This is a genomic window from Mesorhizobium erdmanii (assembly GCF_013170725.1).
Taxonomy (GTDB): domain Bacteria; phylum Pseudomonadota; class Alphaproteobacteria; order Rhizobiales; family Rhizobiaceae; genus Mesorhizobium; species Mesorhizobium erdmanii.
In genome coordinates this window covers 2,640,548-2,658,410 of the sequence record NZ_CP033361.1, presented here as the reverse complement: position 1 = coordinate 2,658,410, position 17,863 = coordinate 2,640,548, and the positions used below count along the sequence as shown (strand labels likewise).

Sequence of the window (17,863 nt, the reverse complement as noted above, 5' to 3'; positions counted from 1 at the left end):
ATGAAAATTCTGGTATTGGGCGCCACGGGCGCAACCGGCCGGCTAATCGTCGCTAAGGCCATCGCGCAGGGACACCACGTCGTAGCCCTCGTTCGCTCCAAGGCAAAGGCCGCCGCAGACCTTACCGGCGTCGAGCTCGTCGAGGGCGATGCCCGCGATGCCGCCGCGCTAACCAGGGCCATCGCCGGTTGTGATGCCGTCGTCAGTTCATTGGGCACTGCCATGAGCCCGTTTCGCGAGGTGACCCTGCTCTCGACGGCGACGCGCGCGCTGGTCGGCGTCATGGAGCGCCAGGACATCCGGCGTCTCGTGTGCATCACTGGCCTCGGCGCCGGCGACAGCCGCGGCCATGGCGGCTTCTTCTTCGACCGACTGGTCCTGCCGCTGCTGCTGCGGAAGGTCTATGAAGACAAGAATCGCCAGGAAGATGCAATCCGGGGCAGCACGCTCGACTGGACCATCGTTCGGCCGACCGTGCTCAACGACAAGCCAGCGCGCGGTAGCATCGAGGCGTTGACCGACCTTTCCGGCGTACATGGCGGGACGATCGCGCGAGCCGACGTCGCGGATTTCGTTGTTCAGCAACTCACGGCGGATACCTGGCTGCGCAAAACGCCGCTGATCACATGGTGAAACCGTCATGCGACCATCAGGCCGAGCCCGAGGAGAAGGCGGTGATTGCCATGGCTGATCTGGCCACCGTCGCCGGCGACCAGGTTCCAGACCTGCGCCATGATGGCGTGTAGGAAGACGAAGAACAGCCCTGCTGTCCCTGGTGCCGGTCATAGTGCTAATCCTGCTCAGCGCGCATCGTCGATGCGGCTGGCGAGACGTTGAAGGCGAAAAAAGCAGGGACCATGCGCACAGTCATCGTTGCCGGCCATGTCAACCACGACCAGGTCTGGCCGCTGTCCTCGCCGCTCGCTTCGGGCGCCCGCATCACCTATCTGGATCGCCGCGTCAGGCTCGGCGGCGGCGGCTTCCACACCTCCACCCAGCTGGCGAAGCTCGGCAACCGTGTCCGGCTGATCAGCAATCTGATGGACGATCACCATGGCCGGGCAGCGCTCGCCACGCTGCAGGCGAGCCGCATAGATACCGGCTACGTCACCCTGTGGCCCGGCGAAACCGGGTTCACCGAAATCCTGCTCGAGCCGAGCGGCGAGCGCACCATCCTGAGTGCCGGCGGCCAGCCGCGCCCGCCCTTCGTCGCGCCTGAGCCCGTCAGCGGCGATGCCGCCTATCTCAACGCCCTCACGCTCGATGACGGCCTCGTTGCCTCGCTGCGGACGATCCCGCTGGTCATTTCGCAGTTTCCGCTGCGCACCGCGTCGCCGCGCCCGGCCGACATCGTCATCGGGTCGCGCGCCGATTTTCCCGGCGAGGACACGCAAGGGATCTGGCAGCGGGCGTCACGCATTGCCGGACCTCGCCTGAAGACCCTGGTGCTGACCGACGCAACGCGACCGATCTCGCTCTACGACGGCAAGGCGCTCGATCACGTCACGCCGCTGAGACAGGTGTCCGCGCCCGACACGATCGGCGCCGGCGACTGCTTTGCCGGGACCTTCCTGCACGGCCTGCTCCAGGGTCTGAGCCTCGAACTCTGCGCCGAACAGGCCAGCCAGCGAACCGCCGAATGGCTGTCGGAACGAGCCCGCACCGCCTGAGGTAGACGCTCAAGAGCAATTCCAGGAAAAGTGCGCACGGTTTCCGTTCGGAGTTTCGTCAGAACAAAGAGTTGGAGCGGTTCAGCAGGGCCGGCTTTCACGGAAATGCCCGGTCGGGAGGCCTCAGGCTCCCGGACCGAAACGGTGTGGGCGCCGGACAAATCTAAACATCGAGCGCGACCGTCATCCCGCGCGCCTCGGCCATTTCCAGCAGCAGGTCCTGCAGGGTTTCGACGGTCAGTGCCGCACCGGTCATCTCAAGCAGTTCGTTGATGGTCTCGCTCATGGAAATGACCGCGACTCCGGTTTTCTCGGAAAGCAGTCGTCCGATGGCCGCGCGGATCAAGGTATTCTGGTCAGGCATGATTCCCCCTTCATGCTGGATGACGGAATAGTTTTCTTTTATGGTAGGCTTTTACCGCAACTTCTGCGAGCTTTAGCCTACGCTTGCAAGTCGTCTTGGCATGTCCGATCTCTATTATTTGTCTGACAGTTGCTCAGCGACGACAGTGACGGGAGCGCCCAGAGCTCGCCGTGCGCCTCCATGACCGCAATCAGGGCCAACGGTACTTCGTGCCGACTGAGCCCGATCAGGATCTTGTCCTGCACAATTGTCGGCAATTCCGTGGATGTGTCGAAGATGGAATAGGTGCCTGTCGGCTCGAGCAGGATCTCAAAACTGTGCAATGCAAACCTCTCCACCCCCCGAAAGCCTCTAACGCACGCGTCCATCGGAGGTTGCATGGGGGTGGAAGTTTTTTTGCAGAGGTAAACTGGCGGACCGCAATTGCACGCGGGCGATGCCCGTGCAGGCATCGTCAAAATCACTGCGCATCATTTTAAATCTTGACGCGTGTCAATTTTTTATCAAACATGCGCAAACGCTGATGGGGCTAGGTCAGCGCTCTGGGAGGAGAAATGCCTGGCATGGGAAAGGTCCCGATCGGGTCCGTTGTCCGCGAGAAGATCGCTGGGCCGCAGGCCGCGCGCCGTTGCCAATCCCGGCATGGTTCTCGCAGCACCGCCATGCGCGTCCGCGCGCGATGGCTTGCCAATGAGACACATCAAACGAACAAGAAGCGGAGGAACAAATGCGCATCTTCAACGGCCTGACGCTTGGCGCGGGCCTTTTGGCAACCATCGTCTCGATCCCGGCTCATGCGGAGGACGCGGCCAAGGTCGCGGCCATCGTCAAAGGCCTCGACAACCCATTCTTCCAGACCATGCAGAAGGGTATCGAGGAACAGGCCAAGGCTGACGGCGTCGGCGTCACCGTGCAGGCCGCCGCCAACATGGGCGACGCCACCGGCCAGGCCGATCGCCTGACCGCCATGGCGCTGCAGGATTTCGACTGCTACCTGGTCAACCCGATCAGCGTTTCCAACCTCGTCCAGGCGCTGGTGCCGGTCGCTCAGAAGAAGAAGCCGATCGTCAACATCGACTCGACCATCGACGCCGAGCAGGCCAAGGCCGCCGGCTTTGCCGTCTCCACCTATATCGGCACCGACAATGTCGCCGCCGGCGCGCTGGCCGGCGAGGAGATGCTGAAGCTGGTGCCGAAGGGCGGCAAGGTCGCGCTGGTCGCCGGCATCGTCGGCGATGTCGGCTCCAATGCCCGCATCAAGGGCTTCAAGCAGGCCGTCGAAGGCAAGCTCGAGGTGGTGGTGATGGTAAGCGCCGACTGGGATCGTGAGAAGGCGCTGACCGCCGCCACCGACATCCTGGCGGCACACCCCGATCTCGCCGGCTTCTTCGCCGCCAACGATATCATGGCGCTCGGCGTCGAACGCGCCGTGCAGACCTCCGGCAAGGACGTCAAGGTGATCGGCCTCGACGGCATCGTCGACGCCCTCAAATCGGTCGCGGCGGGCGAACTCTCCGCCACCGTCGCCCAATATCCCTATGTCGTCGGCGCCATGGGCGTCGAGGCCTGCAAGGCGGCGGTCAAGGGCAAGCAACTGCCTGCCTACGTCCCCGCCCCCGTGCTCCTGATAAACAAGGACAATGCCGAGGCCTCGCTGAAAAACTTCCCGCGCCCCGGCGGCGAATACCCCGATCCGCTGCGTGAGATGCTGAAGTGAGCAACCCCACCAACAACGCGCCCGCCGCCCATTCGGCGGGCGCGCCGGAGGAGAGCCGTCCCTCCCTGTCGGCTCTCCTCCTCGATCCCTCCTTCTGGGCCGACTGGGCATCCGTCGTCGGCCTGGTCGGTCTCGTCATCATCTTCGGCATTGCCCAGCCGGTCTTCCTCAGCGTCGCCAACCTGCAGGCATTACTGCTGGCATCGGCGATCCTGGTCGTGCTGTCGATCGGCCAGACCTTCGTCGTGGCGACCTCGGGCATCGACCTGTCGCTGGCGGCGGCCGTCATGTTCGGCGCCATCGTGCTTGGCCTCGTCAATGCGGCGGGCTACGGCATCTTCATCGCCTGTGTTCTGGCGGTGCTGGCCACCAGCGCCATCGGCTTCCTCAACGGCCTCATCATCACCGTTGGAAAGATCCCCGACTTCGTGGTGACGCTCGGCACGTTGTCGGCCATCACCGGGCTTGGCCTGATATTGTCGGGCGGCGAGCCGACCATGGTCGGCTCGACCTTCCTGCTGAAGCTCGCCTCGGGCTCGTTCGGACCGTTCGGCTATCCGGTCTGGGTGGCGATATCAGCCGTCATCGTCGCGCACATCGCCCTCTACCACACGCGCTTCGGCGTCCATCTGCTGGCAACCGGCGGCCAGACCGAGAGCGCCGGCGCGCTCGGCATCCGCACCAACCGCGTCAAGATCGCCGCCTACACCATTTCGGGTTTCTGTGCCGGCATCGCGGCGATCCTGCTGGTGGCGCGTATCGGCTCTGCCGAGCCGCTGATCAACACCAGCCTGCTCCTGAATTCGGTGGCGGCGGTGGTGCTGGGTGGCGTCAGCCTGTTCGGCGGTCGCGCCTCGATCCTCGGCCCGGCGATCGGCGCCTTGATGCTTACCGCGCTGGTCAACGGGCTGACGCTGCTCAGCGTCTCGGCCTTCTACCAACCACTCGCCGTGGGCGCCATCGTGGTGCTGGCGGCACTGATCATGCGGTACCAGAAATGAGCGCCGTCAGCCCCTCTTCCGCCTCCGACGCGATCATCGCCTGCGACGGCCTGAGCAAGCATTTCGGCGGCGTGCGCGCCTTCACCGATGTCGCCTTCCGGGCGCGCCGCGGCGAGGTCACCGCCGTCATCGGCGACAACGGCGCCGGCAAGTCGACGTTGATCCGCTGCCTGGTCGGCGTGCATGTGCCGGATGTCGGCTCGATCGTCTTCGACGGCCGCGAGCACCCCTTCTCCAATCCGGACGGCGCGCGCAAGGCCGGCATCGAGACCGTGCACCAGAACCTGGCGCTGATCGACGAACTGACGGTGGCGCAGAACCTGTTCCTCAACCGCGAACTCGTGCGCCACGTCGGCCCCTTCGCTTTCCTCGACCGCAAGGCGATGAAACGCGAGGCGCGCTCGATGCTGTCGCGCCTGTCGATCAACGTGCCGTCGATCAACCAGCGTGTGCGTCGCCTGTCGGGCGGTCAGCGCCAGGCGATCTCGATCTGCCGCGCCGTCGGCTCCGGCGCCAAGCTGGTGGTGATGGACGAGCCGACGGCCGCACTGGGCGTGCAAGAGACCGCCAATGTCGAGGCGCTGATCCGGCGCCTGCGCGAACAGTCGGTCTCGGTCATCCTGGTCAGCCACAATTTCGATCAGGTGCGGCGCCTGTCCGACCAGATCTGGGTGATGCGGGCAGGCAAGATGGCGGCGACCGTGCGCGCCTCGGAAACATCGGGCAACGAGCTCGTCGCATTGGTCACCGGCGCGGCCTGATTGCCGGACGTTGAAACACGTGCTGGCCGTCCTGGCCGGCACAGGCTTGAAGCAGAGGGAGTTTGCGCGTGGCACCATTTCGTGTCGGGCTTGTGGGTCTTGGCGAGGTCGCGCAGTCGATCCATCTGCCTGTGCTGGCGGACCAGCGCGACCGCTGGCAGATAGCGGGCGTTCACGACGTCTCGCCGAGTCTGGTGGCGCTGATAACGTCGCAATATGCAGGGGTACAAGCCTATGACAGCGCCGAGGCGCTGATCAACTCGCCTGATATCGACGTGGTCTTCGTGCTGTCGTCCGACGACACGCACAGCCGCTTCGTGCGCGCCGCCATGCAAGCCGACAAGCACATCCTCTTGGAAAAGCCCGCTTGTCTCACCGTGCGCGAGATCGACGAGTTGCTGGCGCTGATGCCGGCCTACAGGAAGACCCTATTCGTCGGCTATATGCGCCGCTACGCGCCGGCCTATCTCAAGGCCAGGGACGAGTTACCTGCCCATGCCGACATCACCCATGTCCGCATCTTCGACCTGATCTCGGAGGGCCGGCATTTCCTCAAGAAGAGCCAGAATATCCTCTACCCCAACGACATCGACCCTGCCCTCCTGGCGCGCGGCGCCAGGGAGCGCGACGCGCTGATCCGCGAAGTCGTCGGTGCCGATGCGTCCGCCGACCTGATGCGCGCCTATCGCGGGCTGACGGCGCTGTCCTCGCACCACATCTCGGCGATGCGCGGGCTGATCGGCGAACCGGCGGGCGTGGTCGCCGCCCACCGCACCAATGGCGGTGCCAACACCTCGGTTACCTTCGACTATGGCCATTTCGCCTGTCTCTACGACGCGGTGGTCGACGATCTCGGCCTGTTCGACGCCATGATCGAGGTGCGCTCCAACACCAGGCGCGTGCGCATCATCTACGACACGCCCTATATCCGCAGCCTGCCGACGCGGCTGGAAGTCACCGAGGCCGACCCGCTCGGCCCGGTGACGAAAAGCTTCGGCCCACTCTATGGCGACGCCTTCTCCAACGAGCTGGAGATTTTCCACCGCCACATCATCGAGGGCACCAAGCCCCTGACCGACCTCGCCGATTCCCGCCGCGACCTGGCGCTGATGGCAGGCATCATCGAGAAGATGAAGGAGAGCGGCGGGCGTTGAGCACTGCGGGCAAGGTGCCAGCAGGAAAAACACCTGCCGACAAGCACTGCTGATTGGCTCTTGCCGAAGCCGGCGGGCTCGCTCATCCATGGCGTGGAAACAACAGCCTGGAACCAGCGATGACCGATGCCAGCCTTCATCTCGTCGAAGCGACGATCGAGCAACTGCGCCGCGCGCTCGATGACGGCACGGTCACCAGCGTCGAACTGGTCGCCGCCTATCTCAGGCGCATTGCGCATTTCGACCGCCATGGCATCAGCCTCAATGCCGTCCCCGTGCTCAATCCTGACATGTTCGAGGAGGCGGCTGCTTCCGACCGGCGGCGGCGCGATGGCGCCACGCTCGGTCCGCTCGACGGCATCCCCTACACCGCCAAGGACAGCTACAAGGTCAAAGGCCTGACGGTGGCCGCCGGATCGCCGGCCTTCGAGCATCTCGTCGCCAATGAGGATGCCTTCACCATCGCCCGGCTGGGCGCCGGCGGCGCCGTGCTGATCGGCCTCACCAACATGCCGCCAATGGCCAATGGCGGCATGCAGCGTGGCGTCTATGGCCGCGCCGAAAGCCCCTACAATGCCGGCTATCTGACGGCCGCCTTCGCGTCGGGCTCGTCAAACGGCTCGGGCACGGCAACGGCGGCCAGTTTCTGCGCCTTCGGGCTCGGCGAGGAAACCTGGTCGTCCGGGCGCGCGCCGGCCACCAACAACGCGCTGGTTGCCTACACGCCCTCGCGCGGCGTCATTTCGGTGCGCGGCAACTGGCCGCTGGTACCGACCATGGATGTCGTGGTGCCGCACACGCGCAGCGTGCCCGACATGCTCGAACTGCTCGACGTGATCGTCGCCGACGATCCGGAAGCGCGGGGCGATTTCTGGCGCGCGCAGCCCTGGATCGCGCTGCCGAAAAGCGCCGAGTTGCGGCCGCGACGCTACACCGAGCTGGCTCTGGCGGGCTCATTGAAGGGCAAACGGCTCGGCGTGCCTCGCATGTATATCGGTCGCGATAACGGGGCCGATCGGCCGATCGAAACCCGCGCCTCCGTGCTTGCGCTATGGGAACAGGCGGCGGCGGATCTACGCCGGCTTGGCGCCGAATTGGTGGAGGTCGATTTTCCCGTCGTCTCCAACTACGAGCGCGACCGCCCCGGCGCGCGCAGCATGGCCGAGCGCGGACTGGTGCCTCAGGATTTCGCCGATCGCGAAATCTGGGACCTCTGCATCTGGGGCTGGGACGACTTCCTGCGCGCCAATGCCGATCCTGACATCCCCGATCTCGCCTCGGTCGATGGTCCGAAAATCTTTCCGCAGCCGCCAGGCACCTTGCCCGACCGCTACGAAGGCGGCTTCGACCTGGCGGAGTATGTCGAGCGCGCGAAGCTTGGCGTCACGCCCATGACGGATATTCCGACGCTCGAAGACGGCCTGAAGGGGCTGGAAGCGACACGGCGCATCGATTTCGAGGATTGGCTCGACGCGCAAGGCATCGACGCCGTCGTGCTGCCTGCCGCCGCCGATGTCGGCCCGGCCGATGCCGACTTCAACGAGGCGTCGGCCGACCTGGCCTGGCGCAACGGCACCTGGGTCGCCAACGGCAATCTGGTCTGGCGCCATTTCGGCATCCCGACCGTCACCGTACCGATGGGCACCATGGCCGACATCGGCATGCCGGTCGGCCTGACCTTCGCCGGCAAGGCATATGACGACGAAAGGCTGCTTCGCATGGCCGGCGATTTCGAGCGCGCCACCCGCCGCCGCACCAGCCCGCCGCGAACGCCGGAACTGCCCGATGATGTGTTTTTGGTTCGGGACATTCAGCCTATCAAAGCGCCTTCGCCTGCAATCGCGCTGACCGCCGAGGTGCGAACCTTCAGGAATCAGGATGAGATAACCATCACGCTCAACCTGCCCGCTGAGGAAGCCGAAGCCGCGAACGCCGCCATCAAGGTACATGTCAACGGAGCGGCGGTGCCAATGCAGCGAAGCGGCACGCGCTTCAGCGGGAGCGCCTCCGTTCCAGCCGCCGAGCATAAGCGGCTCCACAGCGTCTGGCGCGGCTCCTACGGCTCGATCGTCACAGCGGTGGTACGGCTGGAAGATGGACGCACCGCCGGCGCCTTTGTGGTCACCGGCGGGATAAGATGAGACCGGCCACTAAGAGGGCAGCGAAGCCAGCCATTCTTCCCAAAACTCCTGATGCATCTGCACAAAGACCGGGATCACATCAGGGCCGTCGTCGAATATGTCGACCAGGTCGGTCTTTTGAGGAAGTTGCCCCATCTTCACCTTGCAGGCCATCAATCCACGACTCTTTTCCATCACAGTATTTTCGGGATAAACATTGGCACTCGCTCCGTAACAAAAAGGCAGCAAACCGTCGACTTCGAGCCCCTGACGGATTTGAAACAGAGCTTCGAAAAAGTCCTCCTCTTCGGCCTTGATCACCTTGTCCCGGTAAGCGCATGTCAAGCTGCAGACGGCGCCCTCGAGATGCAGTGTAAATACGGCTTCCTCGTCTCCACCCGTACCCCCTCCAACCAAAAAAACAGTTCGCTGATGATCCATTCCATCCCCCTTTGCCATTGCCGGGATGGTAGTGCGACAGCGGCGGGTTTTCCAGCTACAGCAGGCGCACGGACACCGCCGGGATTGGACGGCGCAATGCATGACCAGTTGGCCGGCCTGTCTGGTTCCGCACCCGTGGGGGCAGCGAAGATCGACGCGGCTTGTGTTACACCGCCACACCACCGACCATGCGGCCTCGTACAAGTCTGGGAACCGGCCATGATCAAAGTCAAGCAGCTCGCCCATGTCTGCATCTTCGCCAATGATCTCGACGAGACACGGCATTTCTACAGAGATGTCCTCGGTATGGACACCCAGTTCAATTTCCTGCGCGACGGCAACGTTTTCGGTTTCTACCTCAATTGCGGCGGCCGCAGCCATGTCGAGGTTTTCCGGAAGGACGGCACGCGGTTCAGCGAGATGGACCAGATCAACCACTTCTGCCTGGAGGTGGAGAATATCGACGCCGCGATCGCGCATATCAAGTCGAAGGGCGTAGCGGTCACCGCCAGGAAACTTGCCTGCGACGACACCTGCCAGGCCTGGCTCAGCGACCCCAATGGCGTGAAGATCGAACTGTTCGAATATACCGCGAAGAGCGCGCAGTTCACCGGCGGCGACCGCGTCGCCGACTGGTAAAGCCCGAGACTTAACGGCTGGCGGCGAAGGCGATGTATGAGCGGATCGTTTCCAGCTTGTCAGGCGATAAGCCGGCAATGAGATCTTCGTCCATGCGCCCTGTGAAAATGAGGCCTGCGAAGACATCGAGAAGTTGGGAATACCGGTAGTCGAACCTCTGGTCGATGTCCCGCCGCTGATCGCGCAACCAATCCTCGACTTCCCACATCTCGGAGGGCGCCGTCGCGGCATTGGCCTTGCGCTTGAACTCGGCCATCGTCTTTGCGAGCGTCGCCTCAAGGGCCGTATCGAAGGCCTGGCGGGCGATCTTCTTCTCGGATGCGGACCAGCTCTCCCTTGAATCCATCTGGCATCTCCATGGTCGTTCCGGCGAATTCAGCCTGAGGCTTTCTTGGAAACCTCGCTTGTGCCTTGCCCCCGCGCGGCCCAGAGCAAACCACGCTCCACGATCAGCGCCATTTCCGGCACCGCGAACTCGTCGGCCGTGTGCCCAAGCGAACTGTAGAACACCTTGCCCGCGCCATAGCGGCGCTTCCACACGACCGGCATGACGACGCCGCCAATGCCGGGAAAATGCGCGTCGGTGAAGGTCGTCGTCGCCAGCACCTCGTTGCTGGGATCGACATGCATGTAATACTGCTCAGACCGGTAGGCGAAATCGCTGATGCCGCCCACGATCGGATCGTCCGGCTGGGTGATGACCACGTCATAGTCGATGATGTTGCCGGGATGCGCCACCCATTGGCCGCCGGTCATGAACTGGTAGTCGGGCTCGTTGCGAAAACTGTCGCCCATCGTGCCGTGAAAGCCGCCGAGCCCGCTTCCCTCGCGCACCGCACGCGTCAGGTTCTGCAGCTCGGCCTTTTCGATCGTCGACATGGTGATGACGGGCACGATGAGATCGAAGGACGACAATCCCGGATCGGCGAATAGCGCCGTGCCTTCGCCCAGCGTGACATCGAACCCGTTGCGCTGGAGCAGCGCGCTGATGATGTTGGCGCTGCGCTCCGGCGTATGGCCTTCCCAGCCGCCCCAGGCAATCAGGGCCTTCTTCGCCATGCCATGAACCTCCTCAAATCGCCCACCGCGATCGATGGTTACATGGCGCGGCCGTCAGCGCCAGCCCAGCGCCGGCGCGACATGGGTGAGGATCGCCTCGAGGACATGGGCGTTGTAATCGACGCCGAGTTGGTTGGGCACGGTGAGCAGCAGCGTGTCGGCCTCGGCGATCGCCTCGTCCTGCGCCAGCTCCTTGATCAGCACGTCCGGCTCGGCGGCATAGCTGCGGCCGAAGATCGCCCGCGTATTCTCCTCGATGAAGCCGATCTGGTCGCGGCTCTCATTGCCGCGCCCGAAATAGGCGCGGTCGCGGTCGTCGACCAGCGCGAAGATGCTGCGGCTGACCGAGACGCGCGGCTCGTGGCTGTGCCCGCCTGCCTTCCAGGCCTCGCGATAGATCCGAATCTGCTCGGCCTGCTGGATGTGGAACGGCTTGCCGCTCTCGTCGAATTTGAGCGTCGAGCTCTGCAGGTTCATGCCGAGCTTGGCCGCCCATTCCGAAGTGGCATTGGTCGCCGCACCCCACCAGATGCGCTCACGCAAACCTTCCGAATGCGGCTCGAGCCTGAGCAGCCCCGGAGGGTTGGGGAACATCGGCCGTGGATTGGGCTGGCCGAAGCCCTCGCCGCGCAGCGTGTCGAGGAAAACCTCGGCATGATGCCGCGCCATGTCGGCGTCGGTCTTGCCTTCCTGCGGCTGGTAGCCGAAATAGCGCCAGCCATCGATCACCTGTTCGGGCGAGCCACGGCTGATGCCGAGCTGCAGCCGGCCGCCGGCGATGATGTCGGCGGCGCCCGCATCCTCGGCCATGTAGAGTGGATTCTCATAGCGCATGTCGATGACGGCGGTGCCGATCTCGATACGGCTGGTCTTGGCGCCCACCGCCGCCAAAAGCGGGAATGGCGAGGCAAGCTGGCGGGCAAAGTGATGCACCCGGAAATAGGCGCCGTCGGCACCGAGCTGCTCGGCCGCGACCGCGAGATCGATGGATTGGAGCAGCGCGTCCGAAGCCGAGCGCACTTGCGATTGCGACGAGGGCGTCCAGTGCCCGAATGACAGGAAACCGATTTTTTTCATGGCCCTGAAGTATATGCGAGCGGCACATGCTTCAATGCCAAAACAGCGCGGTTACACACTGTCGCCCCGGGCGCATCAAAAGTGCGCGAGACCAAACGGATCTGACGCCATGGAGCGTGGAATGCTGAAGGGCACCCGTATCATCGAGATAGAGGCGCTGGGGCCGGCGCCCTTCGCCGGCATGCTGCTCGCCGATCTCGGCGCCGATGTGATCGTCGTCCACCGCAAGCAGGCGTCGATGCCGGGCCTGCCCGAACGCTCGCTGCTCGATCGCGGCAAGCGTTCCATCGCGCTCGACCTCAAGGATGCGGAAGACGTCGCCGTGCTGATGCGCCTGATTGCCACCGCCGATGGCTTGATCGAGGGGTTTCGGCCTGGTGTCATGGAGCGTCTCGGGCTCGGCCCGGATGCCTGCCGCGCCGTCAACAAACGCTTGGTCTATGGCCGCATGACCGGCTGGGGCCAGGACGGCCCGCTCGCCCGCACCGCCGGCCACGACATGAACTATACCGGCGTGTCGGGCGCGCTCTGGTATGCCTCCTTGCCAGGCGAACCGCCCATGGCGCCGCCGACCTTGGTCGGCGACATAGGCGGCGGCGCGCTCTATCTGGTGATCGGCATGCTGGCCGGCATCATGAACGCGCGAACGAGCGGTGAAGGCAGTGTGGTCGACGCGGCGATCGTCGATGGCTCGGCGCACATGATGAACCTGCTGATGTCGCTCGCCCAATCCGGCGCGCTCGTCGCCGAGCGCGGCACCAGCCTTCTCGACGGACCGCATTGGTGCCGGGTCTACCGCGCATCGGATGGCGGCTTCATCAGCGTCCAGTGCGTCGAGCCGAAATTCTATGCGCTGTTTCTCGACCGGCTCGGCCTCGCCGCCGATCCGCAATTCGCCAGGCAATTCGATCGCGATCTCTGGCCGGCGCTCGGCAACCGGCTGGCAACGATTTTTGCCGCGAAACCGCGCGACGCATGGATGAAGCTGTTCGCAGGCTCTGACGCCTGCGTCTCCCCGGTGCTCAGCCCGCAAGAGGCGGCGCGGCATCCGCACATGGCGGCGCGCGGCTCGTGGCTGACGGTGGAAGGCGTCCTTCAGGCCGCCGCCGCCCCACGCTTTTCCGGACAAGCGCAAAAGACGCCGGCGAAAAGTCCGGCCCGCGACGAACACGGCGCGGAGATTCGCGCGGAAGCGTGCAAGCCGCCTTCTATTTCCCGCAATGGTGATCGTTGATCTTGTTCACCGCGTTCGCGTCCGGGCTCACCCGGTGGTAGGAACAGGCGCCTGCCGCCGTGGTGAACAGCTGCTGGTCGTAGTAGCGCGGACCGCCGAACAGGAAGTCGACGAGATCGTCATTGGCGGGAACGTAGCGTTCCGGCTCGGCCTGATGATGGCGATGCTTGGCTCCGGCGAATGCCGGCGCGGACACGCCACAGGCCATAGCCAGGGCAAGAGCGCAGATCGCAAAGCGTTTCGTCGTCATCGGCAACACCCTCCTGGCCGTTCGCATTTTCCTATATAGGCAAAAATCACCAGCCCGACAAAGGTTCCCTGGCAGCGGGTTGCCTGCCCCACGATTGTCGGCCGCCGGAGCGAACTGCACAGCGCATCAGAAAATCGAAATTGCCCCTGCCGCCTCGAGCCGCAATGGTCCTCGGGGAGGCAGCCTCGAGGCTGTGGAGGAAACGTCGGAGCGGCAAGGCCCTTGGGCATGGCCGCTCGGGCAAGCAGCCGCTTGCGCTGCATTTTTCCGACTGACGTAACGGAATGGATACTAGGCTCTGCGCGCGTCGCTTCGCCCCTTGCTTCGCCCTAGGATAACGAAGGCGGGGGCGTCCGCGTAGCCGTCATTCGCAGGCCGCCCTCACCTGATCGATACGGCCCTCAGTCGGTCTGGATCCAGACCGACTTGGTCTCCAAATACTCATGCAGGTGCTCGAGGCCGCCCTCGCGGCCGTAGCCGGACATCTTCATGCCGCCGAACGGCACCGCCGGGTCGATGGCGTGGTACATGTTGACCCAGACCGAGCCGGCCTTGATGCGGCGCGCCAGTTTGTGCGCGGTGCCGAGATGCGTAGTGAAGACGCCGGCGGCAAGTCCGTAAGGCGTTGCATTGGCGCGGGCCACGGTTTCGTCGAGCGTGTCGAAGGGCATCGCCGAAATGACCGGCCCAAAGATTTCTTCCCGCGCGATGGTCATCTTGTCCGACACCTTGCCGAAGACGGTCGGCGCGATGAAGTTGCCGCCATCATAGAGTTCGCCGGTCAAACGCGAGCCTCCAGCGACCAGTTCGGCACCCTCGTCGCTGCCGGCCTTGATGTAGACTTCGACCTTGCCGGCCTGCCTGGCATTGATGAGCGGCCCGATCTCCGTCTCTGCCTCGATGCCATGGCCGATGCGCAGCTTGCCGGCGAATTCGGCAAGCCGGCGCACGAACTCGTCATGGATTTCGCGCGCCACGAACAGCCGCGAGCCGGCAATGCAGATCTGGCCCGAATGCACGAACACCGCCATCGCCGCGACCGGAACGGCCTTGTCGATATCGGCGTCGCGGCAGACGATGACAGGCGACTTGCCGCCGAGTTCCAGCGAAACGCGCTTGAGGTTGGTGACCCCCGCCCGCGCGATCGCTTGCCCGGTAAGCGTCGAGCCGGTGAAGACGATCTTGTTGACGTCGGGATGTTCGGCCAGCCGCGCGCCGGCCTCGGCGCCAGTGCCGGTGACGATATTGACGACGCCGTCGGGCACACCGGCCTCCTGCATAAGACGCGCGATCAGCAGCGGCGTCAGCGAGGCCTCCTCCGAAGGCTTCAGCACGATGGTGCAGCCGGTGGCCAGCGCCGGCGCGATCTTCCAGATCGAGGCGGCGGTCGGCGCATTCCAGGGGATGATCGCGCCCACGACACCCACCGGCTCGCGCCGGGTGAAGGAGACGATCTCGCCGGGGATGGAATTGTCGATCGTCTCGCCATGCAGCGCCGTCGCCATGCCGGCATAGAAGCGCAGCATGCCGATGACGCGGCGCCGGTTGGCGAGCGTGCGGATGATGGGCAACCCCATGTCGAGCGTGTCGGAAACGCTGAGCTCTTCCCAATGCGTCTCGAACAGGTCGGCGATCCTGAGCAGCACGCATTGCCGCTCGTAAGGCGAGAATTTCGACCATGGCCCTTCGAAGGCCGCGCGCGCGGCGGCCACCGCGGCATCGATATCGGCGGCCCCGCCGCGCGGCACGGTCGCCAGCACTTCGCCCGTCGCCGGGTTGAGCGCCTGCATCACCTCGCCGGACTGCGCCGCAACCCATTTGCCGCCGATGAACATCGGCCGGAATTCGCCGTGATAGAGCGTCGAGGCCTTCGCCCGCGGGTCGAAATTCAGCGTCATCGCGTCCTCCTCACGAATTCCGTGGCGACTATTACTCCCGCTGCCGGCGACCTCAAACAAGGAAAGCTAAAAGGGCGTTCAGATGATCGGACTGTGCAATGGGAGCGACGTCCCCGATGGCGCCGGCAACGGAGGAATAGATATGAGACTTGCTGGCAAGGTCGCCATCGTCACCGGTGTCGGTTCGGGATTTGGCGAAGGCATCGTCAGGAAATTCGTCACCGAGGGCGCGCTGGTCGTGCTCATGGACCGTGACGGTGCGGCCGACTCCCGCGTCGCCTGCCCCGAAAACTTGGGGCATTGCGTTCTGCGATTTCAGTGAATATGCTTGTTGTACGATCGTTCAACAAGACTGTTTGCAAAGCCCCGATGACCTGCAATCCCCGCTATGAAATCCTGTTCGAGCCGATGCCTATCGGGCCGGTCACCGCGCCGAACCGCTTCTACCAGGTTCCGCATGCCAGCGGCATGACCAACGCCTTGCCTAGGGTGCGCGCCGCCTTTCGCGAAGCCAAGGCGGAGGGCGGATGGGGCGTGATCTGCACCGGCGCCTGTTCGATCGACCCGAGCTCCGACGACGCGCCGCTGCCCTTCGCCACCCTATGGGACGACAATGACATCCGCGCCCATGCGTTGATGACAGAGGCCGTGCATCGCCATGGCTCGCTTGCCGGCGTGGAGCTCTGGCACGGCGGCGCGTCCGTCATGAACAGGGCAAGCCGCCTGCCGCCGCTGTCGCCGTCGGGAATTCCCTGGATGGCCACGCATGTCGGCTTCATGGGCAATCTGCGGCCAAAGACGATGGACAAGGCCGACATAAAAGAAGTGCTGAGATGCCAGGCCGAGGCGGCGCGCAAGGCGCGCACCGCCGGTTTCGACATCGTCTATGTCTATGCCGGCATGGGCTATCTCGGCTACGAATTCCTGCTGCCCGAATACAATCATCGCGCAGACGAATACGGCGGATCGATCGAGAACCGGGTGCGTTTCGTGCGCGAGATGATCGAGGTCACCAAGGATGCCGTCGGCAAGGTTTGCGGCGTGGCACTTCGCGTCAGCCTCGAGGAACTGCGCGGCCGGCCCGGCCGCAACCAGCCCTCGGAAGCGCATGAGCTGATCGAACTCTTGGCCGACCTGCCCGACCTGTTCGACGTCAAGATGGATTCCAGCCCGACCGACTGTTCGGCCTCGCGTTTCACCGGCGAAGGCAGCCATGAGCCGGTGATCGATTTCGTCAAGTCGCTGACAAAAAAGCCGGTGGTCGGCGTCGGCCGCTTCACCTCGCCCGACACCATGGTGTCGCAGATCAGGCGCGGCGTGCTCGACTTCATCGGCGGCGCACGGCCTTCCATCGCCGATCCCTTCCTGCCGGCCAAGATCCGCGAGGGCCGCGAAGCCGAAATCCGCGAATGCATCGGCTGCAACATCTGCATTTCGAGCTGGCATGATGGCGTGCCGGTGCGCTGTACCCAGAACCCGACCGCCGGCGAGGAATGGCGGCGCGGCTGGCACCCGGAGCGGGTCGTGCGTGCCGACAGGCCAGAGCGCATCCTGATTGTCGGCGGCGGGCCCGCTGGGCTCGAATGCGCGCTGACCCTAGGCCGACGCGGCCATGAGGTGACGCTCGCCGACTCCAGCCGCGGCTTCGGCGGGCGGCTGACCTTCGAGAAGACGCTGCCTGGCCTGTCGGCCTGGAACCGCGTCGTCGACTACCGCCTCGGCCGCCTCGGCGAGATGAGCAATGTCTCGCTCTATCCCGAAAGCACGCTTGGCGTGGACGAGATCATCGATCTGGCGCCGGAGCGCGTGGTGCTGGCGACCGGCGCGCGCTGGACCGACATGCTCTATTCCTCGATGGAGATACCGGTCGGCCGGCTCGACCATCCGGCTGTGTTCACGCCCGACGACATTGCCGCCGGCAGGCTCCCGCAAGGACCAACCCTCGTCTTCGATTTCGATAATTATTACATGGGCGGCGTGCTGACCGAGCATCTGGCCGCGCAAGGCGTTCCGGTCAGCTACGTCACCCCAGCCGGCCAGGCATCCGCCTGGACGATCATGACCAACGAATTGCCGCTGGTGCATCGCGCGTTGGCAAGGCGCAAGGTGCCGGTGGCGACACTGCATCTGTTGAAGGCCTTCGACGGCGAAACGGCGACGCTGGCGCATCTGTTCACCGGCGAGGAAAGCCGCATTGCCTGCCGCTCGGTGCTGATCGTCGGCCTGCGGCTGCCGCGCAACGCGCTGTTCGAGGCGCTGAGCGCGCGGACAAACGATCTTACCACTGCCGGTATCAAAAGCGTCGATCGCATCGGCGACGCGCTGGCGCCGGGCGCGATCGCGCATGCGGTCCACAGCGGCCACAAGCTCGCCCAGGAAATCGGCGCGGAGACCCGAAGGTCACCCTACCGCCGCGACACGCCGATCGTCGATGCGGTGGCGGACTTCGAGTTGCGAACGGCAGCCGAATAGGAGCAA

General features: G+C 64.6%; 18 protein-coding genes. 11 read left to right on the top strand and 7 right to left on the bottom strand.

The features are described 5' to 3' along the window. Nucleotides 1-633: an NAD(P)-dependent oxidoreductase gene (locus tag EB233_RS12825; protein WP_081294071.1), complete on the top strand. Its 633-nt coding sequence runs from the start codon at nt 1-3 to the stop codon at nt 631-633. 224 nt (nt 634-857) lie between these two features. Continuing rightward, nucleotides 858-1,670 carry a PfkB family carbohydrate kinase gene (locus tag EB233_RS12820; RefSeq protein ID WP_064989558.1) on the top strand — a complete coding sequence of 271 codons (813 nt, stop codon included), beginning with the start codon at nt 858-860 and terminating at the stop codon, nt 1,668-1,670. A gap of 163 nt (nt 1,671-1,833) precedes the next feature. Here EB233_RS12820 and EB233_RS12815 read toward each other — a convergent pair whose 3' ends face one another. Next, entirely contained in the window at nt 1,834-2,034 is a 201-nt protein-coding gene (locus tag EB233_RS12815; protein WP_027054676.1) for a hypothetical protein, read from the bottom strand. Nucleotides 2,035-2,761: 727 nt separating this feature from the next. On the opposite strand from EB233_RS12815, the gene EB233_RS12810 reads away from it, so the two are divergent. The 5 genes from EB233_RS12810 to EB233_RS12790 all read left to right on the top strand — a co-directional run bounded on the left by EB233_RS12810 (nt 2,762) and on the right by EB233_RS12790 (nt 8,808). Next, entirely contained in the window at nt 2,762-3,751 is a 990-nt protein-coding gene (locus tag EB233_RS12810; RefSeq protein ID WP_027054675.1) for a sugar ABC transporter substrate-binding protein, read from the top strand. Continuing rightward, nucleotides 3,748-4,752: an ABC transporter permease gene (locus EB233_RS12805; RefSeq protein WP_064989559.1), complete on the top strand. Its 1,005-nt coding sequence runs from the start codon at nt 3,748-3,750 to the stop codon at nt 4,750-4,752. Before EB233_RS12810 ends, EB233_RS12805 begins: the two co-directional genes overlap by 4 nt. Then, nucleotides 4,749-5,513 (top strand): ATP-binding cassette domain-containing protein, encoded by a 765-nt coding sequence (locus tag EB233_RS12800; protein ID WP_064989560.1) that lies wholly within the window; start codon nt 4,749-4,751, stop codon nt 5,511-5,513. The genes EB233_RS12805 and EB233_RS12800 overlap by 4 nt, the downstream gene beginning before the upstream one ends. Before the next feature lie 68 nt (nt 5,514-5,581). Then, nucleotides 5,582-6,667, top strand: coding sequence for a Gfo/Idh/MocA family protein (locus tag EB233_RS12795; RefSeq protein ID WP_064989561.1), 1,086 nt, complete (start codon nt 5,582-5,584; stop codon nt 6,665-6,667). Nucleotides 6,668-6,786: 119 nt separating this feature from the next. Beyond that, the gene (locus tag EB233_RS12790) at nt 6,787-8,808 is read left to right on the top strand and encodes an amidase (RefSeq protein ID WP_064989562.1); all 2,022 of its coding nucleotides are present in this window, start codon (nt 6,787-6,789) and stop codon (nt 8,806-8,808) included. Nucleotides 8,809-8,817: 9 nt separating this feature from the next. Here the strand turns inward: EB233_RS12790 and EB233_RS12785 are convergent, their stop codons facing one another. Next, on the bottom strand, nt 8,818-9,228 hold the full coding sequence (locus EB233_RS12785) for a hypothetical protein (protein WP_064989563.1): 411 nt from the start codon (nt 9,226-9,228) through the stop codon (nt 8,818-8,820). A gap of 219 nt (nt 9,229-9,447) precedes the next feature. Between EB233_RS12785 and EB233_RS12780 the strand changes: the two genes are divergently transcribed. Beyond that, nucleotides 9,448-9,867, top strand: coding sequence for a VOC family protein (locus EB233_RS12780; protein ID WP_064989564.1), 420 nt, complete (start codon nt 9,448-9,450; stop codon nt 9,865-9,867). Nucleotides 9,868-9,877: 10 nt separating this feature from the next. On the opposite strand, the gene EB233_RS12775 is transcribed toward EB233_RS12780, so the two are convergent. The 3 genes from EB233_RS12775 to EB233_RS12765 are packed head-to-tail and all read right to left on the bottom strand — an operon-like array spanning nt 9,878 to nt 12,003. Then, nucleotides 9,878-10,213, bottom strand: coding sequence for a hypothetical protein (locus EB233_RS12775; RefSeq protein ID WP_027054668.1), 336 nt, complete (start codon nt 10,211-10,213; stop codon nt 9,878-9,880). A 29-nt stretch (nt 10,214-10,242) separates the two neighbouring features. Beyond that, a complete protein-coding gene (locus EB233_RS12770) occupies nt 10,243-10,926 on the bottom strand; it encodes a ThuA domain-containing protein (RefSeq protein WP_064989565.1) in 684 nt (227 codons plus the stop codon). A 54-nt stretch (nt 10,927-10,980) separates the two neighbouring features. Further along, a complete protein-coding gene (locus tag EB233_RS12765; RefSeq protein WP_064989566.1) occupies nt 10,981-12,003 on the bottom strand; it encodes an LLM class flavin-dependent oxidoreductase in 1,023 nt (340 codons plus the stop codon). Between the two features lie 121 nt (nt 12,004-12,124). Between EB233_RS12765 and EB233_RS12760 the strand changes: the two genes are divergently transcribed. Beyond that, nucleotides 12,125-13,237, top strand: coding sequence for a CaiB/BaiF CoA transferase family protein (locus EB233_RS12760; RefSeq protein ID WP_064989567.1), 1,113 nt, complete (start codon nt 12,125-12,127; stop codon nt 13,235-13,237). Here the strand turns inward: EB233_RS12760 and EB233_RS12755 are convergent. Then, nucleotides 13,212-13,487, bottom strand: a complete 276-nt coding sequence (locus tag EB233_RS12755) for a hypothetical protein (RefSeq protein ID WP_027054664.1) — start codon at nt 13,485-13,487, stop codon at nt 13,212-13,214. The genes EB233_RS12760 and EB233_RS12755 overlap by 26 nt on opposite strands. A gap of 401 nt (nt 13,488-13,888) precedes the next feature. Continuing rightward, the gene (locus EB233_RS12750; protein ID WP_064989568.1) at nt 13,889-15,385 is read right to left on the bottom strand and encodes an aldehyde dehydrogenase family protein; all 1,497 of its coding nucleotides are present in this window, start codon (nt 15,383-15,385) and stop codon (nt 13,889-13,891) included. A gap of 142 nt (nt 15,386-15,527) precedes the next feature. Here EB233_RS12750 and EB233_RS12745 point away from each other — a divergent pair, with 142 nt between their 5' ends. Next, complete coding sequence (locus tag EB233_RS12745) at nt 15,528-15,707, top strand: SDR family NAD(P)-dependent oxidoreductase (protein WP_244277673.1); 180 nt, start codon at nt 15,528-15,530, stop codon at nt 15,705-15,707. 47 nt (nt 15,708-15,754) lie between these two features. Next, nucleotides 15,755-17,857, top strand: coding sequence for an oxidoreductase (locus tag EB233_RS12740; RefSeq protein WP_064989570.1), 2,103 nt, complete (start codon nt 15,755-15,757; stop codon nt 17,855-17,857). Nucleotides 17,858-17,863 lie beyond the last annotated feature (6 nt).